Origin of the sequence: Bacillus sp. RB3 (assembly GCF_030164735.1) — a bacterium.
GTDB lineage: Bacteria > Bacillota > Bacilli > Bacillales > Bacillaceae_G > Bacillus_A > Bacillus_A cereus.
The window spans coordinates 182,948-209,818 of the sequence record NZ_JASNGE010000006.1 but is presented as its reverse complement, the minus strand read 5'-3'; the positions used below and the strand labels follow the sequence as shown (position 1 = coordinate 209,818).

Below are 26,871 nucleotides of genomic sequence, written 5' to 3'. Positions count from 1 at the left end.
AAACGAATGTTCTATTATATGTATACGAATTTAGAAGAATGGTTCATTTGATGAAAAATATGTAAAAATTCTTAGATTCATACTAGTATTGGTACAAGTTTCACTTTTCTATGAGTACATCTTAGTGTAGACTTATACTTGGCGGTAAACTTTACACTGGAAATAGAATTATTTCAAGATAAGCAGTTATTCATAGTTTACTGCGATATTCTTAATTGAATGCTAAATAAAAATAAGAAAAATATAGGGTTAAAAAAGGGAAACGTATAAAGACGTTGAATATTTTTCTTATAAATAGTAAAGTTGCGATTGTTGTTCCATATATTGAGTTGTATGGTATAAATAAAGAAGGAGGTGCCAAAGAATGAACAGCAATGAAATATATGTTAGTCTTGACATCGGTACATCCAATGTTAAAGTCATCATTGGTGAAATGGTTAATGACAGCTTAAACATTATTGGTGTTGGAAATGTAAAATCAAATGGTTTAAAGAAGGGATCGATAGTTGATATAGACGAGACTGTTCGATCAATTAAAAAAGCAATTGAACAAGCTGAGCGCATGGTGGGAATCCACATTGAGCAAGTTGTAGTAGGTGTCAATGCAAACCAGGTACAGCTACTTCCTTGTCACGGAGTAGTCGCTGTTTCAAATGAAGATCGTGAAATCGGGAATGAAGATGTCTTACGCGTTCTAGATGCAGCACAAGTTGTGTCAATTGCTCCAGAGCGTGAGTTTATTGATGTGGTACCTCGACAGTTCATCGTAGACGGTCTTGACGAGATTAACGATCCACGCGGGATGATCGGTGTAAGATTAGAAATGGAAGGTACACTTATTACAGGCTCGAGAACTTTACTACATAACCTACTTCGTTGTGTAGAAAAAGCAGGTCTTGAAATTGTTGATATTTGTCTTCAACCTTTAGCGGCTGCAACAGTTGCTATATCTTCAGATGAAAAAAATAGAGGAGTAGCCCTTGTTGATATGGGGGGAGGATCTACAACTTTATCTATTTTTAAAGATGGAGAGTTACAAGCGACGAGCGTATTACCATTAGGTGGAGACCATATAACGAAAGATATTGCGATTGGGTTGAAAACTTCAACAGAAAATGCAGATCAAATTAAGTTGAAATATGGACATGCTTTTTATGATACAGCATCTGAAGAAGAGATGTTTACGGTTCCTATTATGGGAAGTGATCAAACAGAACAATATTCTCAGTTGGAATTATCGGATATAATAGAGGCTCGTGTAGAGGAAATTTTAATGTTTGTTCAAGATGAAGTGCGTAAGTTAGGAGTAAAGCAAGTGGCTTCTGGTTATGTACTAACTGGCGGAATTGCTTCTATGCCAGGTGTTCTTGATCTTGCATATGATATTTTACATGAAAATGTTCGTGTAGCAACTCCTGATTATATTGGTGTGCGTGAGCCCCAATATACAAGTGGAGTTGGATTAATTAAACATTCTTATCAAAAAGCTAAATTACGTGGGAAAAATGTGCAGGAAAAGCAAGAGCATTTTGAACCAGTACCAGCACCAGCACCAACGCCGGTACAACAGCAACCCGCGAAACAAAAAACTCGTAATCAAAACAATAATAATCAAAATGATGACCGCATGATGTCAAAAGTAAAACGTGTATTCCGTTATTTATGGGATTAAAATTGGACACGAAAAATGAGGTTCTAGGGGGATTTCGACATGTTAGAGTTTGATACTACTCAAGATCAATTAGCGAATATAAAAGTTATCGGTGTCGGCGGTGGCGGAAACAATGCTGTAAACCGTATGATTGAACACGGTGTACAAGGTGTAGACTTTATCGCTGTGAACACTGATGCACAAGCATTAAATCTATCAAAAGCTGAAACAAAAATGCAAATTGGTGGAAAATTAACGCGTGGACTTGGTGCAGGCGCAAACCCTGAAGTAGGGAAAAAAGCTGCAGAAGAAAGTAAAGAACAGATCCAAGAAGCACTTCGTGGTGCGGATATGGTCTTCGTAACTGCCGGTATGGGCGGTGGAACTGGAACTGGTGCAGCTCCAGTTGTTGCTCAAGTTGCAAAAGAATTAGGTGCTTTAACAGTTGGTGTTGTAACACGTCCATTTACTTTTGAAGGACGTAAGCGTGCGACGCAAGCAGCATCTGGTATTGCAGCATTTAAAGAAAATGTAGATACTCTTATTGTAATTCCAAACGATCGCTTATTAGAGATTGTTGATAAAAATACGCCAATGTTAGAAGCATTCCGTGAAGCTGATAACGTATTACGTCAAGGTGTTCAAGGTATTTCGGATTTAATTGCAACGCCAGGTTTAATTAACTTAGACTTTGCAGACGTAAAGACAATTATGTCTAATAGAGGTTCTGCTTTAATGGGTATTGGTTCTGGTAACGGGGAAAATCGTGCTGCAGAAGCTGCGAAAAAAGCGATTTCTAGTCCATTACTAGAAACATCTATTGATGGAGCTCAAGGTGTTATCATGAACATTACGGGTGGCGCTAACTTAAGCTTATATGAAGTACAAGAAGCGGCAGATATCGTAGCTTCAGCTTCAGATCCAGAAGTAAATATGATCTTCGGTTCTGTTATTAACGAAGGATTAAAAGATGATATCGTTGTAACTGTAATTGCAACTGGTTTTGATGATAGCATTGCAACTCAACCACCAAAACCAATTATTCGTCCGAATGCGAACCACACGCAACAACAGCAACAACCAGTAGCTCAACCTTCAAAACAACGTGAAGTAAAACGTGAAATGAAGCGTGAAGAGCCAGTTGTACATGAGCGTCATTCAGATTCAGATGATATCGATATTCCAGCATTTTTACGTAACCGTCGTAGACGATAAAAAAAGGAGCTTTCATGCTCCTTTTTTGTTTTTTAAATGGAATAGACCTGCTAAGCAGGTCTTTTTTTTTATTTGGTATATTTTGTTGGTGAAAATAAGAGTATATCATTCTATGAATTTGTACTTTTATTTTTTACCGACAGATTATGTCTAGAAATCACAAAATAACAAAAAAACACCTCCGCAAATTGACACACTTTCCTATTGGATATGCATTATACTAGTCTCAACTTGAAAAAAGAGGTGAATTGTTTGGTTGTTTACGCCGACGTTGTTTGGTTGTTAAACGCCTGCATTGATTTTCTTTTGCTTTTATTAACAGCTACCGTGTTAAAAAAGAAAATCAAAAAATGGAGGCTTGTGTTAGGGGCATTTATAGGTTCAACTATTGTTATTTTTGCCTTTACTCCTTTTGCTTCTATGATGACACATCCAATTATGAAACTACTGTACTCGTTACTTATTGTGTATGCAGCATTTGGGTTTACAACATTTGGAAATTATGCACAAACTGTTTTTACTTTTTACTTTGTAACCTTTATGGTTGGCGGAGGATTAATTGGAACTCATTTCTTTTTGCAAACGAATGAAATGGTAAATGGATTGGTTCAATCTCAGTCAATTTCTTACGGTGATCCAATTAGTTGGTTATTTGTTATTTTTGGTTTTCCAGTAATTTATTATTTTTCTAAAAAGCGTATTGAAAGCGTAGAGGTCACGAAAATACACTATGATCAAATTGTGAAAGTAAAAATTCAATTAGCAGAAGAAGAACTAGAACTGGCAGGTCTTATTGACAGTGGGAACCAACTTTATGACCCATTAACAAAAACACCCGTTATGATTATGCATGTTTCATCATTAGAACATTGCTTACCATCTTGGTTAACAGAACAAATTTATTCCAAAACAGAAATTCCTCAAATACCAGAAAATGATTCTGGTTGGGCGACAAAATTACGCTTAATTCCTTTCCGTGCAGTAGGAGTAGAGAGTCAACTTTTGTGGGCAATTAAGCCTGACAGTGTGCAAGTTGACCATGAAGGTAGTTCTATTGTTGTAAACAAAGTATTAATTGGATTAAATACACAACAGCTTTCTACTAATGGGGAGTATCAATGTATTGTGCATCCAAAAATGTTGATTTCGCAAAAAATGGTAATCGCTTAATAATGAGAGGCGGGATAATATGATGAAATTAAAATTTTATTTAGTATACCTTTGGTATAAAGTATTGCTGAAATTAGGAATTAAGACCGATGAAATTTATTATATTGGTGGAAGTGAAGCGTTGCCACCACCGTTAACAAAAGAAGAAGAGGAAGTTCTTTTGAATAAATTGCCAAAAGGAGATCAGGCAGCAAGGTCATTACTTATTGAACGTAACTTAAGGCTCGTTGTATATATAGCAAGAAAGTTTGAAAATACAGGGATAAATATTGAAGATTTGATTAGTATAGGAACAATCGGCCTTATTAAAGCGGTAAATACATTTAATCCAGAAAAGAAAATAAAATTAGCAACATATGCATCGCGTTGTATAGAAAATGAAATTTTAATGCATTTACGTCGAAATAACAAAAATCGTTCGGAAGTTTCTTTTGATGAACCACTAAACATTGATTGGGATGGGAATGAACTGTTATTGTCTGACGTGTTAGGTACAGATGATGATATTATTACAAAAGATTTAGAAGCTACTGTAGATCGTCACCTTTTAATGAAAGCATTACACCAATTAAATGATCGTGAAAAACAAATTATGGAACTTCGGTTTGGGCTTGCTGGAGGAGAGGAAAAGACGCAAAAAGATGTGGCTGATATGCTTGGGATTTCACAGTCATACATTTCGCGTTTAGAAAAAAGAATTATAAAAAGATTACGAAAAGAATTTAATAAAATGGTGTAAAGAATAAGACCAGCCGTTATGTAGGCTGGTCTTATTCTATTTAGTTGTATTAGGAAAGATAATTTAAATAACAAATCGTGAAAAAACCACATGCATAAAATCCCCTTCAAAGGAAATACTTTACACTGTACAGCAACTCCCGATAGGAGGGAACACTTTGACGAGAAACAAAGTAGAAATTTGCGGTGTTGATACAGCTAAACTTCCAGTATTAAAAAATGAAGAGATGCGTAAATTATTTCGTGAAATGCAAAGTGGAGAGATAAGCGCAAGAGAAAAATTAGTGAATGGAAACTTACGTCTTGTACTGAGCGTCATCCAAAGATTTAATAACAGAGGAGAATATGTTGACGATTTATTTCAAGTTGGTTGCATCGGACTTATGAAATCAATTGATAATTTTGATTTAGGCCAAAATGTAAAATTTTCAACGTATGCTGTGCCGATGATTATTGGGGAAATACGCAGATATTTGCGTGATAATAATCCGATTCGCGTATCGCGCTCATTGCGAGATATTGCGTATAAAGCTTTGCAAGTAAGAGAAAAGTTGATTGCAGAAAATTCAAAAGAACCAACAGCAATGGATATTGCAAAAGTGCTAGAAGTAACTCATGAAGAGATAGTATTTGCTTTAGATGCAATTCAAGATCCAGTTTCATTATTTGAACCGATTTATAATGATGGGGGAGATCCTATCTTTGTTATGGATCAGTTAAGTGATGAAAAACAAAAGGACGAGCAGTGGGTTGAAGAATTAGCATTGAAAGAAGGAATGAAGCGTTTAAATGATAGAGAGAAAATGATTATTAGAAAACGTTTCTTCCAAGGAAAGACACAGATGGAAGTTGCAGAAGAAATTGGGATTTCCCAAGCGCAAGTATCACGTTTAGAGAAGTCAGCCATTAAACAAATGAATAAAACGATTCAAGGATAAGGTCTCACCAATTATGGTGAGACCTTTTTATATGTAATATGGTTTGTGCTCATAGTAGGGGATTTGTGTTCATATAATGAAACTAGCATGGTGTTTCGTGTAGGTGGCTTCCTGTAAATATGAGAAACAGTTTCCAATTTGTCATATAAGGGAGAGGATAAAAATGGTGATACGAATTTCAGAGTTACAGATGAAGGATGTTATAAATATTTCAGATGGAAAAAGGATTGGGAATATTGGAGATATTGAAATTGATATGAACACAGGGAAAATTTGTTCTGTTATTATTTCCAAACAGACACGTATGCTAGGTATTTTTGGAAAAGATGTTGAGATTGTAATTCCTTGGAAGGAAATTGTGAAAATTGGGGAAGATGTCATACTTGTAAGAGTAAATCCTGTTAATTCTGTAACAGAATCAATACAAACACCGACAATTTCATAAAGAATATTACAAATTCCTCTTTTTTTTCTGTTAGGATTATGAAAAAATAAAAGTATGGTAAAATAGACAGGAAGTACCATGCTTTTTTCTGTTATTTTAATTAAAAGGAGCCGCTTTATTATGAGAGAACCATTTAAATATGTGGACGGTATACTGTATTTACAAGCGTGGAAAGAACTTGGAAACATTACTGCTGGATTTACGACAAAAGATGGTGGGATAAGTACGGGCTCCTTTCATGCGATGAATTTAGGATTACATGTGAATGATATCGTGGAGAACGTTCATGAAAACAGACGCATTTTAGCAAATAAGTTACAAAAACCATTAGAAAATTGGATTTGCTCTGAACAAGTTCATGCTCATCATGTTGAAAAAGTAGGGCAACAGGAAAAGGGAAGTGGTGTCTATTCATATGAGGACGGCATTTCAAAAACAGATGGCATTTATACGAGTAATGAAGATGTTCTGTTAACGTCTTGTTACGCGGATTGTGTTCCGCTCTATTTTTATGCACCATCACATGGTATGATAGGACTTGCGCATGCTGGATGGAAAGGCACTGTACAAGAGATTGCAAAGGAAATGATTCAAAAGTGGAATGCAGAAGGTATTTCAAGTGATGAAATTCATGTTGCAATTGGGCCGTCGATCGGATCTTGTTGTTATGTTGTGGATGATCGTGTATTAACAGCAGCACAGGAAGTAGTTAGGGGTGCTGTTCCTCATCAAAAAATTTCTGACGGGCAGTACGCAATTAATTTAAAAGAAATTAATCGTATATTATGTGTACAAGCAGGCATAAAAGAAGAGCATATTGTAATGTCATCTCTTTGTACAAGCTGTGAAGAGCAACTATTTTTCTCTCATCGTCGTGATCAAGGTAAGACAGGAAGAATGTTGAGTTTCATAGGTTTTAAGGAGGAAGAAAGCAAGTGACAGTACAAGAAAATTTAGTAATTGTAAACGAAGCTATTAAAGAATCTTGCGCTCGAGCTGGACGTTCGTTGCAAGATATTAAACTTGTTGCAGTTACAAAAACTGTAGGGATTGAAAAAACAAACGAAGTAATTGAAGCTGGAGTTATCGATTTAGGTGAAAATAGAAATGAAGGTTTCTTACAGAAATACGAGCATTTCTGTAAGAAAGTTAATTGGCACTTTATTGGCTCATTACAAACGAGAAAAGTAAAAGAAATCATTAATGAAATTGATTATTTACATTCGTTAGATCGTCTTTCACTGGCGAAAGAAATTCAGAAACGTGCTGATAAGAAAGTGAAATGCTTTATTCAAGTGAAAACCTCATCTGAAGAATCGAAGCAAGGATTGGCAATAGAAGAGGTTGTTTCTTTTATTCAAAGTTTGCAAGAATTCGATAAAATTGAAGTGGTTGGACTAATGACGATGGCTCCATTTACAGAAGAAGAGGAAGAAATCAGACGCTGTTTTAAGGAATTACGTATGCTGCAAACAGAGGTGCAGGAGCTAGAGTTATTACATGCGCCATGTAAAGAATTATCAATGGGAATGTCCAACGATTACAAGATTGCAATTGAAGAAGGGGCTACATATATTCGTTTGGGAACGATTTTAGTAGGAAAAGCGTAAAAGGAAGGAGAATCTTATTATGAGTTGGTCAAAAGTAAAATACTTCTTTTTTGATACACCGGAAGAAAAAGAAGCAGCTCAATATGGTTATGAAAAGGAGCAAACAGACATGAAAAAGCAGCAAGATCCACCAGAACAACAAGACGTTACGTTTCCGAAAGCGCAACCGAAGCAAAATGTTGTGAGTATTGAAACAGCAAAACAATCTTCAAAAGTTGTTTTATTAGAACCACGCACATATTCGGAAGCACAAGGGATTGCGGACCACTTAAAAGGTAGACGAGCTGTTGTAATTAATTTGCAGAGAATGTCTACTGATCAAGCGGTACGTATCGTTGACTTTTTAAGTGGTACTGTATACGCTATAGGCGGGGACATTCAAAAAATAGGGCCGAAAACATTTATGTGTACACCTGAAAATGTAGATATTGTTGGTGCGATTTCAGAGTTATTCGGTGAAGAAGAAGAAACAAATATAAAGAGGTGGTAATACGCCATGACAACAGTTTTTATAGTGTTAAGTTATGCTATCGAGATTTACTCGTGGGCACTTATTATTTACATTCTCCTATCATGGTTTCCTGGTGCAAAGGAATCATCTTTTGGAGAGTTCCTGGCACGTATTTGTGAACCGTATTTAGAACCATTCCGCCGCTTTATTCCGCCGCTTGGAATGATTGATATTTCTCCAATCGTTGCGATCTTTGCGTTGAAACTTGCTAAAACTGGTTTGTTCAGTTTATTAAGCTATTTCTTATAGTAAGAAGGTAAATACATGAGCATCTACGAACATTTTAGGCCTGATGAGGAGGTCTTTGTGGATAAAGTGCTAGAGTGGAAGCGAGCGGCGGAGTACCATCAAGTGAAGTTAACGGATTTTCTCGATCCTAGGCAACAACAAATTGTTTCTATGGTAATAGGACAAGGTGATGTTGCTGTGCAATTTGGTGGTGCAACGCCTAATGCAGAGCGTAAAAGAGCACTTATTTATCCAGACTATCTAGAATTAAATGAAGAAGAATTTCAAGTAGAAGTATTAGAAATTGACTATCCTTCCAAGTTTTATACGCTAGAACATAGGCAAATATTAGGTACATTTATGTCTCTTGGTTTAACAAGAGAAAAATGTGGTGATATTTTGCTGCAAGAAAATCGTGCCCAAATTGTAGTTGCGAAAGAAATTGTATCGTATATTGAGATGAACTTACAATCAATAGGGAAAGTAAAAGTCTCTTTAGCGTCAGTGCAAGGAGAACAAATTCTACAGATACATGAAACGTGGGGAGAGAAATCTGGAACGGTTTCTTCACTTCGTTTAGATGTTATGTTAGCTGAAATGTTACATTTATCTAGACAGAAAGTACAACCTTTCATAAAAAATGGTTTAGTAAAAGTCAATTGGAAAACAGTGGAGCAAACTTCTTATGAATGTTATCCAGGAGATGTTTTTTCTGTTAGAGGATATGGCCGAAGTAAATTATTTTCTGTAGAAGGTAGAACAAAACGCGACAAATGGAGAATTTTGTATGGTATACTAAAATGATTGGTTTTTTAGAAGGAAATCCTCCTATTTTGTCGAAGAAAAGATATAATTGAAAGAGGAAATTTAGATAACTACTTGGAGGTGGCGTTGTGCCGTTAACACCATTAGATATTCATAACAAAGAATTTGGTCGCGGATTCCGTGGCTATGATGAAGATCAAGTAAATGAGTTTCTTGATCAAATTATCAAAGATTATGAATTGGTCATTCGTGAGAAAAAAGCTTTAGAAGAAAAAGTTGCGCAGTTAGAAGGGAAGTTAGATCATTTCTCTAATATTGAAGATACGTTAAACAAATCTATCGTTGTTGCACAAGAAGCAGCGGAAGAAGTAAAACGTAATGCGCAAAAAGAAGCGAAATTAATTGTGCGTGAAGCTGAAAAGAATGCTGATCGTATTATTAACGAAGCATTAGTAAAATCAAGAAAAGTTGCTTTTGATATTGAAGAGCTAAAGAAACAAGCGAAAGTATTCCGAACTCGTTTCCGTATGTTATTAGAAACACAGCTTGAGATGTTAAACAACGATGATTGGGATAAACTAATTGAATTAGAAGACGAAGTAGATGAACTGTTGAAAAAAGAAGAAACAGTGTAAGCTTGACGTTTTTCTCATTATTACATATAATTTTAAACAACATATTTATTAAGAAAAACGAAGATAGGGATAAGTACCTTTTCAAACCTTATATAGCGAACTGAGGATGGTGTAAGCTCAGGATAAGGAGATAGTGGGAATATCACCCTGGAGTTCCGCGCTGAACAAATAGAGTAAGCGTAGGCGTGTATTCGCGTTAAGAATATAAAGAGGATTCTATACATATGTATATAATCTACTAGGGTGGTACCGCGGGAGACTTTCTCGTCCCTTTTGGGGATGAGAAGGTCTCTTTTTTATTCCGTTTTTTAAGTATTTCTTTTATACATGTAAGGAGGAATTGAGCATGGAGTACAAAAATACATTACTGATGCCAAAAACAGAGTTCCCAATGCGTGGGAATTTACCAAAACGTGAGCCTGCAATGCAAGAAAAATGGGCTGAAATGAATATTTACGAAAAAGTACAAGAACATACAAAAGGTCGTCCTTTATTTGTATTGCATGATGGACCTCCATATGCGAATGGTGACATTCATATGGGACATGCATTAAATAAAGTATTAAAAGACTTTATTGTTCGTTATAAATCAATGACTGGTTTTAGTGCGCCATATGTTCCGGGATGGGATACGCACGGTTTACCAATTGAACAAGCTTTAACAAATAAAGGTGTAAAACGTAAAGAAATGACAGTTGCTGAGTTCCGTAAGTTATGTGCAGAGTATGCATATGAACAAGTAGAACGTCAACGTGAACAATTTAAGCGTCTAGGTGTACGTGCAGATTGGGATAATCCATATATTACTTTAGAGCCAGCTTATGAAGCACAACAAATTAAAGTGTTTGGTGACATGGCGAAAAAAGGTTATATCTATAAAGGTCAAAAACCAGTTTACTGGTCTCCAACGAGTGAATCTGCTTTAGCGGAAGCTGAAATTGAATATCAAGATAAAAAATCAGCATCTATTTACGTAGCATTCCCTGTAAAAGATGGAAAGAACGTATTAGAAGGTGATGAAAAGTACATCATTTGGACAACAACACCTTGGACATTACCTGCAAACTTAGGTATTTCTGTTCATCCAGAGCTTGAATATAGCATTGTAAAAGTAAATGATGAGAAATATATCATTGCTTCTGAGCTGTTTGAGACAGTTGCAAAAACGTTAGAGTGGGAAAATGCTGAAGTTGTGAAAACAGTAAAAGGTAGCGAACTTGAGTATACAGTTGCAAAACATCCATTCTACGATCGTGATTCATTAGTTATGCTAGGAGATCACGTAACAACAGATGCAGGTACAGGTTGTGTTCATACAGCACCAGGACACGGGGAAGATGACTTCGTTGTTGGTAAAAAGTATGGATTAGAAGTACTTTGCCCAGTCGATGATAAAGGTGTATTAACAAATGAGGCACCTGGATTTGAAGGCTTATTCTATGATAAAGCTAACAAACCAATTACAGAAAAATTAGAAGAAGTAGGCGCGTTACTGAAACTAACATTCATTACACATTCATACCCACATGATTGGAGAACGAAAAAACCAATTATTTTCCGTGCGACAGCACAGTGGTTTGCATCTATTGAAGCATTCCGTAAAGAATTAATAGAAGCTGTAGCAGAAACAAAGTGGGTACCAGCATGGGGAGAAACTCGTCTTCATAATATGGTTCGTGACCGTGGTGACTGGTGTATTTCTCGTCAGCGTGCATGGGGTGTGCCAATTCCGGTATTCTATGCTGAGAATGGTGATCCAATTATTACGGATGAAACAATTAACCATGTAGCAGATTTATTCCGTGAACACGGTTCTAACGTATGGTTCGAGCGTGAAGCGAAAGATCTATTACCAGAAGGATTTACACATCCAGGTAGCCCAAATGGTGAATTCCGTAAAGAAACAGACATCATGGATGTATGGTTCGATTCAGGTTCTTCTCACCAAGCGGTATTAGAAGAGCGCGAAGATTTACAGCGTCCAGCTGATTTATATTTAGAAGGATCTGACCAGTATCGTGGTTGGTTTAACTCTTCATTATCAACAGCAGTTGCTGTAACAGGTAAAGCTCCATATAAAGGCGTACTAAGCCACGGTTTCGTACTAGATGGTGAAGGACGTAAAATGAGTAAGTCGATTGGAAACATCGTCGTACCGAAGAAAATCATGGATCAATTAGGCGGAGACATTTTACGCTTATGGGTATCTTCTGTTGACTATCAATCTGACGTACGTATTTCAGATGATATTTTAAAACAAGTAGCAGAAGTGTATCGTAAAATCCGTAACACATTCCGTTTCTTATTAGGAAACTTAGACGACTTTAAGCCAAGTGAAAATGCAGTAGCTGTAGCTGAACTTCGTGAAGTAGATCGTTACATGTTAGTAAAATTAAATGACTTAATTACAAAAGTTAAAGAAGCATATGAGACATACGATTTCGCTGCTGTGTATCATGCAATTCATAACTTCTGTACAATTGATTTAAGTTCATTCTACTTAGACTTTGCAAAAGACATCTTATACATTGAAGGTGCAAACCACGAAGATCGTCGTGCAATTCAAACTGTATTATATGATGTTCTTGTTGCGTTAACGAAACTTGTAACACCAATCTTACCGCACACAGCTGATGAAGTATGGCCATATATTCCAGGCGTAACAGAAGAAAGTGTACAATTAACTGATATGCCAGAAGCTGTACAATTAGATGACGCGGAAGCGTTAAAAACAAAATGGGATGCATTTATGACATTACGTGATGACGTGTTAAAAGCACTAGAAGTAGCTCGTAATGAAAAAGTAATCGGTAAGTCATTAAATGCAAGCATTACGCTATATCCAACTGCAGAAATGAAAGCTATGTTAGAGTCTATTAGCGAAGACTTAAAGCAATTATTCATCGTTTCTGAGTATAAACTTGGTGGTATGATGGATGAAGCGCCAGCAGATGCACCGAAGTATGAACATACAGCGGTTGTTGTTGTTCAAGCAACTGGTGAAACATGTGAACGTTGTTGGGTAGTTTCAGAAACAATTGGTAAAGATGCTGAACATGAAACATTATGTGAGCGTTGTGCAACAGTTGTTAAAGAAAACTATGTAAAATAATAAAAAACTGACTGCTATTGATGCGGTCAGTTTTTTTGTTGATGGTATATCAAGATCACTTTCAGACTCTTTCCTGTGAAGGAAAAATGTGTGTGAGGTAAGCAAATAAATTTCGGACACACTAACTGTACATTACAGCTAGGAGGAATGTACACGTGAATGAAATTTACATGGAAATAAAAGAAGAATTGCAATTGATGAGAAAAGAGTTGCAAGAGAGACTAGCTAAAGAAGTAATGCACAAATATGATGTCGAGTTCAGCCAAGAGCTTGGATATGAAATTAAGGAAGAGATAAAGAAAAAATTGCTATTACATGATATAAAAGAGGATTTAAAGGATGTAGAACGCGCATTATTTAAAATGGAAATAGACATGTATGGTATTTGTGAAGAGACGGGGAGATTAATTTCGACAAAGCAAATGAAGACAATGCCGACTGCCCGTACGATTCATGAATTCTTCTACGAAAAGGTAAATGTATGAATACGCACAACGATATTATATTACCTTTTTTTAATTTATTTTATTCTTCTATAAAGGTTCATTGTGAAAAGGTAGCAGCTATGCTAAAATTTTGAGGTACACTGTCTTTGTGGGGGAAATGAAAATGATATATTATGTAATAGCGTTATTCGTCATTGCTATCGATCAAATATCGAAGTGGTTAATTGTAAAGAACATGGAATTGGGTACGAGTATTCCGATTATCGACAATGTATTATACATAACATCACATCGAAATAGAGGCGCTGCTTGGGGTATTTTAGAAAATAAAATGTGGTTCTTCTACATTATTACAGTTGTTTTTGTAGTGTTTATTGTATTTTATATGAAAAAGTATGCGAAAACAGACAAGCTTCTAGGTATTTCGTTAAGCCTAATTTTGGGCGGGGCAATTGGTAACTTTATTGATCGTGTATTTAGACAAGAAGTAGTGGATTTCATTCACGTGTATATTTTCTCGTACAACTATCCAGTATTCAATATAGCTGATTCAGCATTATGTATTGGTGTTGTATTAATTATTATTCAAACATTATTAGAAGGCAAGAAAGCGAAGGAGTAATTGAATGAGTGAAGTAGTACAAGTAACAGTTGCAGCAGAGCAAAAAAACGAGCGAATTGATAAATTCGTTGCAGGGATAAATAACGAATGGTCACGTACGCAAGTGCAGCAATGGATTAAAGATGACGTTGTGACAGTAAACGGAAAAGCGGTAAAAGGGAATTATAAAGTAAAAGAAGAAGATGAAATTACAGTAACAATTCCTGAACCAGAAGAGTTAGATATTCAACCAGAGGATTTAAATTTAGAAATTTATTATGAAGATGCAGATGTGCTTGTTGTAAATAAGCCACGTGGTATGGTTGTACATCCAGCACCAGGGCATACAAGTGGTACACTTGTAAACGGCCTTATGCACCATTGTACAGACTTATCAGGCATTAACGGTGTAATGCGTCCAGGTATCGTGCATCGTATTGATAAAGATACATCTGGACTATTAATGGTTGCTAAAAATGATATGGCACATGAATCGCTTGTAAATCAGCTTGTAGCAAAAACAGTAACGAGACGTTACAAAGCGATTGTACACGGTGTGATTCCGCATGATAAGGGAACGATTGATGCTCCGATTGCTCGTGATAAGAAAGAGCGTCAAAGTATGACAGTTGATGAAAATGGTAAGAACGCTGTTACGCACTTCCAAGTGTTAGAACGCTTTAAAGACTTTACGCTTGTAGAATGTCGCTTAGAAACGGGACGTACGCACCAAATTCGTGTTCATATGAAATATATTGGCTATCCACTTGCAGGAGATCCGAAGTATGGTCCGAAGAAAACGTTAGATATGAATGGACAAGCACTTCATGCGGGTATTTTAGGCTTTGATCATCCTCGTACTGGTGAATATATTCAGTTTGAGGCACCGATTCCAGAAGTGTTTGAAGACGTATTAAATATTTTACGAAAATAGTATTGACAAATCATAAGAAAACTGAGATACTGACAACAGTTAAATAATGATCCTTTAACACAGCCCCGTGAGGTTGAGAAGGTAACGGTTTGAAATACTTAGGGTATGTTGTACCCTTTTTTCAAAAGTCCTCTCGCACACGCTGAGAGGACTTTTTTTATACCATTACTCTCACGCAAGAAAAAAGCTTGGAGGTGTAGAGCATGCAAGAGAAAGCTGTCGTTTTAGATGACCAAATGATTCGCCGCGCTTTAACACGAATTAGTCATGAAATCGTGGAACGAAATAAAGGTGTCGATAATTGTGTTCTTGTCGGAATTAAAACTCGTGGAATTTTTATTGCACAACGTTTGGCAGAACGAATTGGTCAAATTGAAGGAAAAGAAATGGAAGTTGGAGAGTTAGACATTACGTTATATCGTGATGATTTAACACTACAATCGAAAAATAAAGAACCACTTGTAAAAGGTTCTGATATCCCTGTAGATATTACGAAGAAGAAAGTTATCCTTGTGGATGACGTATTATATACAGGAAGAACAGTTCGAGCAGCAATGGATGCTCTTATGGATTTAGGTAGACCATCTCAAATCCAATTGGCGGTTCTTGTTGATAGAGGTCATCGCGAATTACCAATTCGCGCTGATTATGTAGGGAAGAACATTCCAACATCAAGTGAAGAGCGTATCGAAGTTGATTTGCAAGAGACAGATCAACAAGATCGAGTAAGCATATACGATAAGTAAAGCCCTTTTAAATGTAGTCCTGTGAGGCTGCCAAAGGGTCTTGGCTTTCATATGTCAAATTTGGCATACGAAAGTGTAGGACTCTTTGTGCACAGGCACAAAGAGTTTTTTTATTGCAAAGATTTAAACTGAAGGAGGATGTAACAATGGAACAAAAGCCAGTGTTAGACGTTAATGAAGTACCGAAACCGGGAAAATGGTTATTTTTAAGTATACAACATTTGTTCGCGATGTTTGGATCAACAGTGCTTGTTCCGTTTTTAACAGGATTGAATCCATCAGTAGCATTAATATCAAGTGGATTAGGAACGTTAGCGTTCCTTCTTATAACGAAAGGTCAAGTACCTGCCTATCTAGGATCATCATTCGCCTTTATCGCACCGATTATAACAGCGAAAACGGCAGGTGGACCGGGAGCAGCAATGCTTGGTGGTTTGCTAGCAGGACTTGTGTACATCTTAATCTCACTCGGAATTAAGAAATCAGGATCAGAGTGGATTATGAAATTACTACCACCAATCGTAGTTGGTCCAGTAGTAATGGTAATCGGTCTAGCTTTAGCACATACAGCAGTTAACATGGCGATGAACGGTGCGGATGGCAAATATAGCTTTACACACTTTTCAGTAGCATTAGTAACATTAGCAATTACCATTATATGCTCGATATTTGGAAGAGGATTTTTCAGTATAATACCAGTGTTACTTGGCATTATCGGCGGATATATCTTCGCTTACTTCCAAGGGCTAGTAGACTTAAAGCCGGTAGCTGAGGCAAAATGGTTTGTTGTACCAGATTTCACAGTACCATTTGTAACATATACACCAGAGTTTTCATGGAAGATTGTACTCTTGATGGTACCAGTTGCACTAGTAACAATATCAGAACATATCGGACATCAAATTGTTCTTGGAAATGTTATTAAAAGAGATTTAATTGAAAAACCAGGTTTACACCGTTCAATCTTCGGTGACGGAGTAGCAACATTAATTGCGTCACTAATCGGTGGGCCACCGAATACAACGTATGGTGAAAACATCGGTGTGCTAGCAATTACGAGAGCATACAGTGTATACTTATTCATCGGTTCAGCAGTATTCGCAATCATGTTCGGGTTTATCGGTAAGATTTCTGCACTGATTCATTCGATCCCAACACCAGTTATGGGTGGTGTATCAATCTTACTATTCGGTGTAATCGCATCAAGCGGATTACGCATGATGGTAGATGATAAAACAGATTTAAGTGACAAACGAAACTTAATGATTGCATCAGTAATATTAGTAATCGGTATTGGTGGAGCGGTACTTCACGTAGGAGAATCATTCCAAGTAGAAGGAATGGCACTAGCAGCAATTGTAGGTGTACTGTTAAATCTACTACTACCGGAAACGAAACAAATAAAACAATCTAAGCAGATTGCTTCATAATAACCTTTTAATTCAGTCCTGTGAGACCGGAAAGGGTGGCTTCTTTCTTGCACCCTAGTCTCACATGACTAGGGTATTTTTATGCAAAGGTTGTTATAAAAATTCAAAAGTGGTAACATAAAAATCAGAAAGATGAGGGATGACGATGAGCCATTTGTTAACGATGAGTGAATTATCGGAAGTAGAAATTTCAGAAATCCTAAAAGATGCAGAAGATTTTGCGAATGGAAAAGAGAGCAAAACGACAGAGCAAACTTTTGTTGCGAACTTGTTCTTTGAGAATAGTACGAGAACGAGACTTAGCTTTGAAGTTGCTGAGAAGAGATTAGGACTTGATGTTTTAAACTTTTCAGCTGATGCATCTAGCGTACAAAAAGGAGAAACTTTATACGATACGATAAGAACACTAGAATCAATCGGAACAAAAGCAGTGGTCATCCGCCACGAGCAAGATCGCTACTTCGATGAACTAAAAGATCAGGTGAATATTCCAATCTTAAACGCTGGAGATGGATGCGGAAACCACCCAACGCAGTGCCTACTCGATCTTCTTACAATTAAACAAGAGTTTGGAAGATTTGAAGGTTTGAAGATTGCAATAGTAGGAGATGTTCGTCATAGCCGAGTAGCACGTTCTAATGCAGAAGCATTAACGAAGCTTGGTGCAACAATTTACTTTGCAAGTCCAGAAGAGTGGAAAGATGAAGACAACACATTTGGAACATACAAACCATTAGATGAACTTGTTCCAGAAGTTGATGTAATGATGTTACTCCGTGTACAACATGAGCGTCATGATCATTATGAAACAGACATTATGAAAGAATATCATGAGAAACACGGATTAACAGTAGAAAGAGAAAAGCGTATGAAAGAAGGAAGCATTATTATGCATCCAGCTCCTGTAAACCGTGATGTTGAAATTGCAAGTGAACTTGTTGAGTGTGAGCGTTCACGCATATTTAAACAAATGGAAAATGGAGTTTACGTAAGAATGGCTGTACTAAAACGCGCCTTACCAAATGTATTAGGAGGAATGAAACATGAATTATTTGTTTAAAAATGGTCGTTATATGAATGAAGAAGGAAAAATCGTAGCAACGGATCTTCTCGTACAAGACGGTAAAATCGCTAAGGTAGCAGAAAATATTACGGCAGATAATGCTGAAGTAATCGATGTGAACGGAAAGTTAATCGCACCTGGATTAGTAGATGTACACGTACATCTTCGTGAACCAGGTGGTGAACATAAAGAAACAATTGAAACAGGTACACTAGCAGCGGCAAAAGGTGGATTCACTACAATTTGCGCAATGCCAAATACACGCCCGGTACCAGATTGCAGAGAACATATGGAAGACTTGCAAAAACGTATTGAAGAAAAAGCTCATGTTAACGTACTACCATACGGAGCAATTACAGTACGTCAAGCTGGTTCTGAAATGACAGATTTCGAAACATTAAAAGAACTTGGAGCATTTGCTTTCACAGATGACGGCGTAGGCGTACAAGATGCGAGCATGATGTTAGCGGCTATGAAACGTGCAGCAAAATTAGATATGGCAGTAGTTGCGCACTGTGAAGAGAATACGCTTATTAATAAAGGTTGTGTACATGAAGGGAAGTTTTCTGAGAAACACGGATTAAACGGTATCCCATCAGTATGTGAATCTGTACATATTGCAAGGGATATACTGCTTGCTGAAGCAGCAGATTGCCACTATCACGTATGTCATGTAAGTACGAAAGGTTCGGTACGTGTAATCCGTGATGCGAAACGCGCTGGAATTAAAGTAACAGCAGAAGTAACACCGCATCACCTAGTGTTATGTGAAGATGATATCCCATCAGCTGATCCTAACTTTAAAATGAACCCACCGCTTCGTGGAAAAGAAGACCATGCAGCATTAATTGAAGGTTTATTAGATGGAACGATCGATATGATTGCAACTGACCATGCACCGCATACAGCGGAAGAGAAAGCACAAGGAATTGAAAGAGCACCGTTTGGAATTACTGGTTTTGAAACAGCATTCCCGCTTCTATACACAAACCTTGTGAAAAAGGGAGTTATTACGCTAGAACAGTTAATTCAATTCTTAACAGAAAAGCCAGCTGATACATTCGGCTTAGAAGCAGGTCGCCTAAAAGAAGGTAGAGCAGCTGATATTACAATCATTGATTTAGAACAAGAAGAAGAGATTGACCCAACAACATTCTTATCAAAAGGAAAAAATACACCATTCGCAGGTTGGAAATGCCAAGGATGGCCGGTAATGACAATCGTTGGTGGTAAGATCGCATGGCAAAAGGAGAGTGCATTAGTATGAAAAGACAACTTATCTTAGAAGATGGAACAGTATTAATTGGAACAGGTTTCGGAGGCGAAATCGAAAAGTCAGGTGAGGTTGTATTTACAACAGGAATGACTGGATATCAAGAAACATTATCTGATCCATCATATTGCGGTCAAATCGTAACATTTACGTACCCATTAATCGGAAACTACGGCATTAACCGTGACGATTTTGAATCCATTCACCCATCTGTAAATGGTTTAATCGTAAACGAAATTTGTGATCATCCATCAAACTTCCGTAATGAAATTTCGTTAAATGATTACTTGAAAGAAAGAAATATCCCAGGATTAGCAGGGATTGATACGAGAAAATTAACGAGAAAAATTCGTCAATACGGTACATTACGCGGACGCCTTTGTAATATGGATGCAGATGTAGAGTACATTGTAAGTCAATTAAAAGCGACAGTATTTACAGATCATGTAAAACGCGTATCAACGAAAGATCCATACCCAAGCCCAGGTCGTGGTCACCGAGTTGTACTAGTAGACTTCGGTATGAAACATGGTATTTTACGAGAATTAAATAAGCGTGACTGTGATGTAATTGTAGTTCCTTACAACACAACAGCAGAAGAAATTTTACGCCTTAGCCCAGATGGAATTATGTTAAGTAATGGACCTGGAGATCCGAAAGATGTATCAGAAGCAATTGAAATGTTAAAAGACATTATCGGTAAAGTTCCTTTATTCGGAATTTGCCTAGGACATCAATTGTTCGCTCTAGCATCAGGTGCAAATACAAGTAAGTTGAAATTTGGTCACCGTGGTTTAAACCATCCAGTAAAAAATCTTGCAACTGGAAAAGTAGCAATTACATCTCAAAACCACGGATACGCAGTAGAAGAAGAATCAGTTGAAAATACAGATCTTGAAATTACACATGTTGCTTTAAACGATGGAACGGTAGAAGGTCTTCGTCATAAGAAGTTCCCAGCATTTACAGTACAATACCATCCAGAAGCTTCAGCGGGACCAGAAGATGCAAATGATTTATTCGAAGATTTCTTAACAATGATTGAAAACTTCAAGAAAGAAGGGGAAGAGTTATGCCAAAACGCCTAGACATTAACACAATTTTAGTAATCGGATCAGGACCAATTGTAATTGGGCAAGCAGCGGAGTTTGACTACTCTGGTACACAAGCTTGTCAATCTCTTAAAGAGGAAGGTTACAAAGTAATCCTTGTTAACTCTAACCCAGCAACAATTATGACGGATACTGCAACAGCAGATAAAGTATACATCGAGCCATTAACATTAGAATTCGTAAGCCGTATTATTCGTAAAGAACGTCCTGATGCAATCCTACCAACATTAGGTGGTCAAACAGGTTTAAACATGGCTGTTGAACTTGCAAAATCAGGCGTACTTGACGAGTGCGGAGTTGAAATTTTAGGAACAAAATTATCAGCAATCGAGCAAGCGGAAGATCGTGATTTATTCCGTACATTAATGCAAGATTTAAATGAACCAACACCACCAAGTGAAATTATTCATAACCTTGATGAAGCATATGGATTTGTAAATGAAATTGGTTATCCAGTAATCGTTCGACCAGCGTTCACATTAGGAGGAACGGGCGGCGGAATTTGCCATAACGAAGAAGAGCTAATTGAAATCGTAACAAGTGGTTTAAAACATAGTCCAGTAACACAATGTTTATTAGAGAAAAGTATTGCTGGCTGTAAGGAAATTGAATATGAAGTAATGCGTGATTCAAATGATAACGCGATTGTAGTATGTAACATGGAAAACATCGATCCAGTTGGTGTTCACACAGGTGATTCGATTGTAGTAGCACCGAGCCAAACGCTAAGCGACCGTGAATATCAAATGTTACGTAACACTTCATTACGAATTATTCGTGCACTAGGAATTGAAGGTGGATGTAACGTTCAGCTTGCGCTTGATCCATATAGCTTCCAATACTATGTAATCGAAGTAAATCCACGTGTAAGTCGTTCATCTGCACTAGCATCTAAAGCAACTGGATATCCAATTGCGAAATTAGCAGCAAAAATTGCAGTCGGCTTAACGTTAGATGAAATTGTAAACCCAGTAACACAAAAAACTTACGCTTGCTTCGAGCCAGCGTTAGACTATGTTGTTTCAAAAATTCCACGTTGGCCGTTTGATAAGTTTGAATCAGCGAACAGAACGCTTGGAACACAAATGAAAGCAACTGGTGAAGTTATGTCAATCGGACGTAACTTAGAAGAATCATTACTAAAAGCAGTTCGTTCTTTAGAGCTTGGCATTTATCACTTAGAATTAGACCACTTAAAAGAACTTGATAAAGAAACGATGAAAAAACGTATCATTAAAGCGGATGATGAACGACTGTTTATTGTAGCAGAAGCAATTCGCCAAGGTGTAACGAAAGAAGAAATCAATGAATGGTGTGAAATGGACTTCTTCTTCTTACAAAAAGTTGAAAACATCGTAAATATGGAACGTGAAGTAAAAGCGAATGTAGGAAATATAGAAGTACTACAAACTGCAAAAGAAATGGGCTTCAGCGATCACTACATTGCAGCAGCTTGGAACAAAACGGAGCGCGAAATTTACGATATGCGTAAAGAAAATAATATGATGCCAGTATTCAAAATGGTAGATACTTGTGCGGCAGAGTTTGAATCTGCAACGCCATATTACTACAGCACATATGCGGACGAAAATGAATCGATTGTAACAGATCGTAAGAGTGTAGTAGTTCTAGGATCTGGTCCGATCCGAATTGGTCAAGGTGTTGAGTTTGATTACGCAACAGTTCACTCAGTATGGGCAATTAAAGAAGCTGGATATGAAGCAATTATCATTAACAACAACCCAGAAACAGTTTCAACAGACTTCAGTATTTCTGACAAATTATACTTTGAACCATTAACGATTGAAGATGTAATGCACATTATCGATTTAGAAAAACCAGAAGGTGTTATCGTTCAGTTCGGTGGACAAACGGCAATTAACTTAGCAGCGAAACTAGAAGAACACGGTGTGAAAATTTTAGGAACATCACTTGAAGACTTAGACCGTGCAGAAGATCGTGATAAATTCGAAGCTGCTTTAACAAAACTTGGCATCCCGCAACCAGTTGGTAAAACAGCAACGACTGTAGAACAAGCGGTAGCAATCGCAGAAGAAATTGGTTACCCAGTATTAGTAAGACCATCTTACGTACTAGGTGGACGTGCAATGGAAATCGTATATCGTCAAGAAGAACTGCTGCACTACATGAAAAATGCAGTTAAAGTTCATGCAGATCACCCAGTATTAATCGACCGTTACATGGTTGGTAAAGAAATTGAAGTAGATGCAATTTCGGATGGTGAGAATGTATTCATTCCAGGTATTATGGAACATATTGAACGCGCTGGAGTTCACTCTGGTGACTCAATTGGAGTATATCCACCACAAAGTTTATCTGAAAAACTAAAAGAACAAATCATTGAACATACAATTGCACTTGGAAAAGGATTAAACATTGTTGGATTACTAAATATCCAGTTTGTAGTATTCAAAGATCAAGTGTACGTAATTGAAGTAAATCCACGTGCAAGCCGTACAGTACCGTTCTTAAGTAAAATTACAGGCGTACCGATGGCGAATGTTGCAACGAAAGTTATTTTAGGGCAAGACCTAGTAGAGCAAGGATACGGAACTGGCTATCACCCAGAAGAGAAAGAAGTATATGTAAAAGCTCCGGTATTCTCATTCGCGAAACTACGCTCAGTTGATACAACATTAGGACCTGAAATGAAATCAACAGGGGAAGTAATGGGTAAAGACTTAACGCTTGAAAAAGCATTATATAAAGGATTAGTTGCTTCTGGAATTAACATCCCAACGCACGGCTCAGTAATCATTACTGTAGCTGATAAAGATAAAGAAGAAGCGATGGAAATTGCAAAACGTTTCCACGAAATCGGCTATAACTTATTAGCAACAGCTGGAACAGCACAATCATTAGAAGAGCAAAATATCCCAGTACAAGTTGTAAACAAAATTGATTCTGAAGACTACAACTTACTAGATATTATCCGTCAAGGAAAAGCACAGTTTGTAATTAACACATTAACAAAAGGTAAACAACCAGCGCGTGATGGTTTCCGCATTCGCCGTGAATCAGTAGAAAATGGTGTGGCTTGCTTAACATCACTTGATACAACGAGAGCAATCTTACGAGTATTAGAATCTATGACATTCTCAGCTCATTCAATGAAAGAAATTACGCAAACAAAGCGTCACGAGGTGGTACATGCATGATGCAAAAGCAAAATATGATCGTCGTTAATCAAAAAGAAATCGCAAAAAATATTTACGAATTAGTGCTTCAAGGAACGTTAGTACAGCAAATGAACGAACCAGGGCAGTTTGTACACATTAAGGTAGCAGAGGGCATTGCGCCCCTTCTGCGCCGCCCAATTAGTATTTGTAATGTAGATCAAGAGAAGAACGAATTTACAATGCTATATCGTGCCGAAGGACAAGGGACAAAAACATTAGCAACTAGAAAACAAGGTGAAATGGTAGATGTACTAGGACCATTAGGACACGGTTTTCCTGTAGAAGAAGCAGAAGCTGGTCAAACAGCTTTACTAGTAGGCGGGGGAATTGGTGTACCACCACTTTATGAATTATCACAGCGCCTCGTTGCAAAAGGTGTACGTGTTATTCACATCTTAGGCTTTCAAACGAAAGATGTAGTTTTCTATGAAGAAAAATTTGCAGAACTTGGTGATACGTACGTTGCAACAGTAGACGGTACACACGGTACAAAAGGATTTGTCACAGATGTAATTGATAATTACGGAATTGACTTTGATATTCTTTATTCATGTGGTCCGTTAGCGATGCTTCGTGCATTAGAAGGACGTTACAAAGAGAAAAAAGCCTATATTTCATTAGAAGAACGTATGGGCTGTGGTATTGGAGCTTGTTTCGCATGTGTATGCCACTTACAAGAAGATCCAAGTGGACATTCTTACAAGAAGGTGTGTAGCGACGGACCAGTATTTCCAATCGGGGAGGTTGTACTATGAACAGATTGCAAGTTGAATTACCAGGATTATCATTAAAAAATCCAATTATACCGGCATCTGGATGCTTTGGGTTTGGTCGTGAATATGCACAGTTTTACGATTTAAGTGTATTAGGATCAATCATGATTAAAGCGACGACAGAACAACCACGTTATGGAAATCCGACGCCTCGTGTTGCTGAAACACCAGGCGGCATGCTAAATGCAATCGGACTTCAAAACCCGGGATTAGACAAAGTAATGAATTCGGAATTACCATGGTTAGAACAATTTGACCTTCCAATTATTGCAAACGTTGCAGGCTCACAAGCTGAGGATTACGTAGCGGTTGCGAAGGAAATTTCTAAAGCGCCTAATGTCCATGCACTAGAATTAAATATTTCTTGTCCGAACGTAAAAACAGGTGGTATCGCCTTTGGTACAAATCCTGAAATTGCTGCTGATTTAACGAAGCGAGTAAAAGAGGTTTCTGAAGTACCTGTATACGTGAAGTTGTCACCGAACGTGGCAAACATTGTGGAAATTGCAAAAGCGATTGAAAATGCAGGTGCAGATGGTTTAACGATGATTAATACATTGCTTGGTATGCGTCTAGATTTAAAAACAGCTAAACCAATTTTAGCAAACCGTACAGGTGGATTATCAGGTCCTGCGATTAAGCCAGTAGCAATTCGTATGGTACATGAAGTAAGCCAAGCGGTAAACATTCCGATTATCGGAATGGGTGGTATTGAGACAGCGGAAGATGTAATTGAATTCTTCTATGCTGGCGCAAGCGCAGTTGCAGTAGGTACAGCGAACTTTATTGATCCGTTCGTATGTCCGACAATTATTGAAGAGTTACCAGCATTACTAGATGAATTAGGATTTGATCACATTTCGGAATGTCAAGGAAGGAGCTGGAAGCAAACATGTCACAGTCGTTAATCGTTGCATTAGATTTTCCAGGGAAACAAGATGTAGAACAATTCTTGCGCCACTTTGAAGGGGAAGAGTTATTTGTCAAAGTTGGTATGGAGTTATTTTACAAAGAAGGCCCTGCGATTATTACGTACTTAAAAGAAAAAGGACATAAGATTTTTCTAGATTTAAAACTTCATGATATTCCGAATACAGTAAAAAGCGCTATGCGTAGCCTAGCTAGTCTAGATGTTGATATGGTAAATGTTCATGCTGCAGGGGGAAGCAGTATGATGAAAGCTGCGATTGAGGGATTAGAGGAAGGTAAGCAAGAAGGAAAAGAGAGACCGATTTGTATTGCAGTTACACAACTAACAAGCACTTCGGAAGCTATGATGAAAAAAGAGATCGGCATTGAGAAAACGTTAGAAGAAGCGGTTGCTCATTATGCAAAACTAACGAAAGAAAGTGGACTTGATGGCGTTGTTTGTTCAACACTTGAAGTTCCAAAATTACGTGAAGTATGCGGAAATGAATTTGTAACAGTAACACCGGGGATTCGTCTTGCAAGCGATGATGTAAATGACCAGGTGCGCGTAGCAACACCGAAACGTGCGAGGGAACTTGGCTCAAGCTACATCGTAGTTGGACGTAGTATTACAAAAGCAGAAAATCCGCTTGAAGCGTATAAAACAGTAAAACAACAGTGGGAAGGTGTAACAGTATGAAAAAAGAAATCGCATCGCATTTATTAGAAATTGGAGCAGTATTTTTACAACCGAACGATCCATTCACATGGTCTTCAGGTATGAAATCACCAATTTATTGTGATAACCGTTTAACTTTATCTTATCCAAAAGTACGTCAAGCGATTGCAGCTGGATTAGAAGAGTTGATTAAAGAGCACTTCCCAACTGTAGAAGTTATTGCAGGAACAGCAACTGCTGGTATTGCGCACGCTGCATGGGTAAGCGATCGTATGGATTTACCAATGTGCTACGTACGTAGTAAAGCAAAAGGTCACGGTAAAGGGAACCAAATCGAAGGAAAAGCTGAAAAAGGTCAAAAAGTAGTAGTAGTAGAGGACCTAATTTCAACTGGCGGTAGTGCAATTACATGTGTAGAAGCACTTCGCGAAGCTGGCTGTGAAGTATTAGGGATCGTATCAATCTTCACATACGAGCTAGAAGCAGGAAAAGAAAAGTTAGAAGCAGCGAACGTAGCATCATATTCTTTAAGTGATTACAGTGCATTAACTGAAGTTGCAGCAGAAAAAGGTATGATTGGACAAGCTGAAACGAAGAAATTACAAGAGTGGCGTAAAAATCCAGCTAACGAAGCTTGGATCACAGCGTAACACGAAAAAAGACGACCGCGGGGGAACGCGGTCGTTT

The 26,871-nt window shown here is 37.5% G+C and carries 26 protein-coding genes and 1 other annotated feature; all 26 genes read left to right on the top strand.

Going from position 1 to position 26,871, the window contains the following annotated elements; all coding sequences use genetic code 11:
- Window positions 1-364: 364 nt before the first annotated feature.
- The 26 genes from ftsA (at window position 365) to pyrE (ending at window position 26,834) form a co-directional block, all read left to right on the top strand.
- The gene (ftsA, locus tag QO049_RS11330) at window positions 365-1,672 is read left to right on the top strand and encodes a cell division protein FtsA (RefSeq protein ID WP_001087557.1); all 1,308 of its coding nucleotides are present in this window, start codon (window positions 365-367) and stop codon (window positions 1,670-1,672) included.
- Between the two features lie 39 nt (window positions 1,673-1,711).
- Window positions 1,712-2,866: a cell division protein FtsZ gene (ftsZ, locus tag QO049_RS11325; protein ID WP_000888984.1), complete on the top strand. Its 1,155-nt coding sequence runs from the start codon at window positions 1,712-1,714 to the stop codon at window positions 2,864-2,866.
- Between the two features lie 252 nt (window positions 2,867-3,118).
- Window positions 3,119-4,036 carry a sigma-E processing peptidase SpoIIGA gene (gene spoIIGA, locus QO049_RS11320; protein ID WP_246961041.1) on the top strand — a complete coding sequence of 306 codons (918 nt, stop codon included), beginning with the start codon at window positions 3,119-3,121 and terminating at the stop codon, window positions 4,034-4,036.
- A 19-nt stretch (window positions 4,037-4,055) separates the two neighbouring features.
- Complete coding sequence (gene sigE / locus QO049_RS11315; protein WP_000976948.1) at window positions 4,056-4,775, top strand: RNA polymerase sporulation sigma factor SigE; 720 nt, start codon at window positions 4,056-4,058, stop codon at window positions 4,773-4,775.
- A gap of 157 nt (window positions 4,776-4,932) precedes the next feature.
- Window positions 4,933-5,712: an RNA polymerase sporulation sigma factor SigG gene (gene sigG / locus QO049_RS11310; RefSeq protein ID WP_000197755.1), complete on the top strand. Its 780-nt coding sequence runs from the start codon at window positions 4,933-4,935 to the stop codon at window positions 5,710-5,712.
- Window positions 5,713-5,875: 163 nt separating this feature from the next.
- Window positions 5,876-6,157: a YlmC/YmxH family sporulation protein gene (locus tag QO049_RS11305; RefSeq protein ID WP_000236745.1), complete on the top strand. Its 282-nt coding sequence runs from the start codon at window positions 5,876-5,878 to the stop codon at window positions 6,155-6,157.
- 120 nt (window positions 6,158-6,277) lie between these two features.
- Window positions 6,278-7,096: a peptidoglycan editing factor PgeF gene (pgeF, locus tag QO049_RS11300; protein ID WP_001209006.1), complete on the top strand. Its 819-nt coding sequence runs from the start codon at window positions 6,278-6,280 to the stop codon at window positions 7,094-7,096.
- Entirely contained in the window at window positions 7,093-7,767 is a 675-nt protein-coding gene (locus tag QO049_RS11295) for a YggS family pyridoxal phosphate-dependent enzyme (RefSeq protein WP_000218006.1), read from the top strand. The genes pgeF and QO049_RS11295 overlap by 4 nt, the downstream gene beginning before the upstream one ends.
- Window positions 7,768-7,786: 19 nt before the next feature.
- Window positions 7,787-8,257 (top strand): cell division protein SepF, encoded by a 471-nt coding sequence (locus QO049_RS11290; protein ID WP_000119129.1) that lies wholly within the window; start codon window positions 7,787-7,789, stop codon window positions 8,255-8,257.
- A 6-nt stretch (window positions 8,258-8,263) separates the two neighbouring features.
- On the top strand, window positions 8,264-8,527 hold the full coding sequence (locus QO049_RS11285) for a YggT family protein (RefSeq protein ID WP_000214233.1): 264 nt from the start codon (window positions 8,264-8,266) through the stop codon (window positions 8,525-8,527).
- A gap of 15 nt (window positions 8,528-8,542) precedes the next feature.
- On the top strand, window positions 8,543-9,310 hold the full coding sequence (locus QO049_RS11280; RefSeq protein ID WP_002098127.1) for a YlmH family RNA-binding protein: 768 nt from the start codon (window positions 8,543-8,545) through the stop codon (window positions 9,308-9,310).
- Between the two features lie 89 nt (window positions 9,311-9,399).
- Complete coding sequence (gene divIVA, locus QO049_RS11275; RefSeq protein ID WP_001131611.1) at window positions 9,400-9,906, top strand: septum site-determining protein DivIVA; 507 nt, start codon at window positions 9,400-9,402, stop codon at window positions 9,904-9,906.
- 51 nt (window positions 9,907-9,957) lie between these two features.
- Window positions 9,958-10,181 (top strand) — a binding site (T-box leader).
- A 71-nt stretch (window positions 10,182-10,252) separates the two neighbouring features.
- A complete protein-coding gene (gene ileS2, locus QO049_RS11270) occupies window positions 10,253-13,018 on the top strand; it encodes an isoleucine--tRNA ligase (protein ID WP_000455952.1) in 2,766 nt (921 codons plus the stop codon).
- Between the two features lie 155 nt (window positions 13,019-13,173).
- The gene (locus QO049_RS11265; RefSeq protein ID WP_001002956.1) at window positions 13,174-13,503 is read left to right on the top strand and encodes a TraR/DksA C4-type zinc finger protein; all 330 of its coding nucleotides are present in this window, start codon (window positions 13,174-13,176) and stop codon (window positions 13,501-13,503) included.
- 124 nt (window positions 13,504-13,627) lie between these two features.
- Window positions 13,628-14,086: a lipoprotein signal peptidase LspA gene (gene lspA / locus QO049_RS11260; RefSeq protein ID WP_000642184.1), complete on the top strand. Its 459-nt coding sequence runs from the start codon at window positions 13,628-13,630 to the stop codon at window positions 14,084-14,086.
- 4 nt (window positions 14,087-14,090) lie between these two features.
- Window positions 14,091-14,999: an RluA family pseudouridine synthase gene (locus QO049_RS11255; RefSeq protein ID WP_000005830.1), complete on the top strand. Its 909-nt coding sequence runs from the start codon at window positions 14,091-14,093 to the stop codon at window positions 14,997-14,999.
- A 203-nt stretch (window positions 15,000-15,202) separates the two neighbouring features.
- On the top strand, window positions 15,203-15,745 hold the full coding sequence (gene pyrR / locus QO049_RS11250; RefSeq protein WP_001156491.1) for a bifunctional pyrimidine operon transcriptional regulator/uracil phosphoribosyltransferase: 543 nt from the start codon (window positions 15,203-15,205) through the stop codon (window positions 15,743-15,745).
- Window positions 15,746-15,891: 146 nt separating this feature from the next.
- On the top strand, window positions 15,892-17,175 hold the full coding sequence (gene uraA / locus QO049_RS11245) for a uracil permease (protein WP_000435928.1): 1,284 nt from the start codon (window positions 15,892-15,894) through the stop codon (window positions 17,173-17,175).
- Between the two features lie 145 nt (window positions 17,176-17,320).
- Window positions 17,321-18,235, top strand: coding sequence for an aspartate carbamoyltransferase (gene pyrB, locus QO049_RS11240; protein ID WP_246961034.1), 915 nt, complete (start codon window positions 17,321-17,323; stop codon window positions 18,233-18,235).
- Window positions 18,219-19,505, top strand: coding sequence for a dihydroorotase (gene pyrC / locus QO049_RS11235; RefSeq protein WP_001108367.1), 1,287 nt, complete (start codon window positions 18,219-18,221; stop codon window positions 19,503-19,505). Before pyrB ends, pyrC begins: the two co-directional genes overlap by 17 nt.
- Window positions 19,502-20,599 (top strand): carbamoyl phosphate synthase small subunit, encoded by a 1,098-nt coding sequence (locus tag QO049_RS11230; RefSeq protein ID WP_000828684.1) that lies wholly within the window; start codon window positions 19,502-19,504, stop codon window positions 20,597-20,599. Before pyrC ends, QO049_RS11230 begins: the two co-directional genes overlap by 4 nt.
- A complete protein-coding gene (gene carB, locus QO049_RS11225) occupies window positions 20,584-23,802 on the top strand; it encodes a carbamoyl-phosphate synthase large subunit (RefSeq protein ID WP_001126097.1) in 3,219 nt (1,072 codons plus the stop codon). Before QO049_RS11230 ends, carB begins: the two co-directional genes overlap by 16 nt.
- Entirely contained in the window at window positions 23,799-24,578 is a 780-nt protein-coding gene (gene pyrK, locus QO049_RS11220) for a dihydroorotate oxidase B electron transfer subunit (protein WP_000983359.1), read from the top strand. The genes carB and pyrK overlap by 4 nt, the downstream gene beginning before the upstream one ends.
- Window positions 24,575-25,504, top strand: a complete 930-nt coding sequence (gene pyrD, locus QO049_RS11215; RefSeq protein ID WP_001081049.1) for a dihydroorotate oxidase B catalytic subunit — start codon at window positions 24,575-24,577, stop codon at window positions 25,502-25,504. Before pyrK ends, pyrD begins: the two co-directional genes overlap by 4 nt.
- Window positions 25,489-26,205: an orotidine-5'-phosphate decarboxylase gene (gene pyrF, locus QO049_RS11210; protein WP_000083496.1), complete on the top strand. Its 717-nt coding sequence runs from the start codon at window positions 25,489-25,491 to the stop codon at window positions 26,203-26,205. Before pyrD ends, pyrF begins: the two co-directional genes overlap by 16 nt.
- A complete protein-coding gene (pyrE, locus tag QO049_RS11205; RefSeq protein ID WP_000711449.1) occupies window positions 26,202-26,834 on the top strand; it encodes an orotate phosphoribosyltransferase in 633 nt (210 codons plus the stop codon). Before pyrF ends, pyrE begins: the two co-directional genes overlap by 4 nt.
- Window positions 26,835-26,871 lie beyond the last annotated feature (37 nt).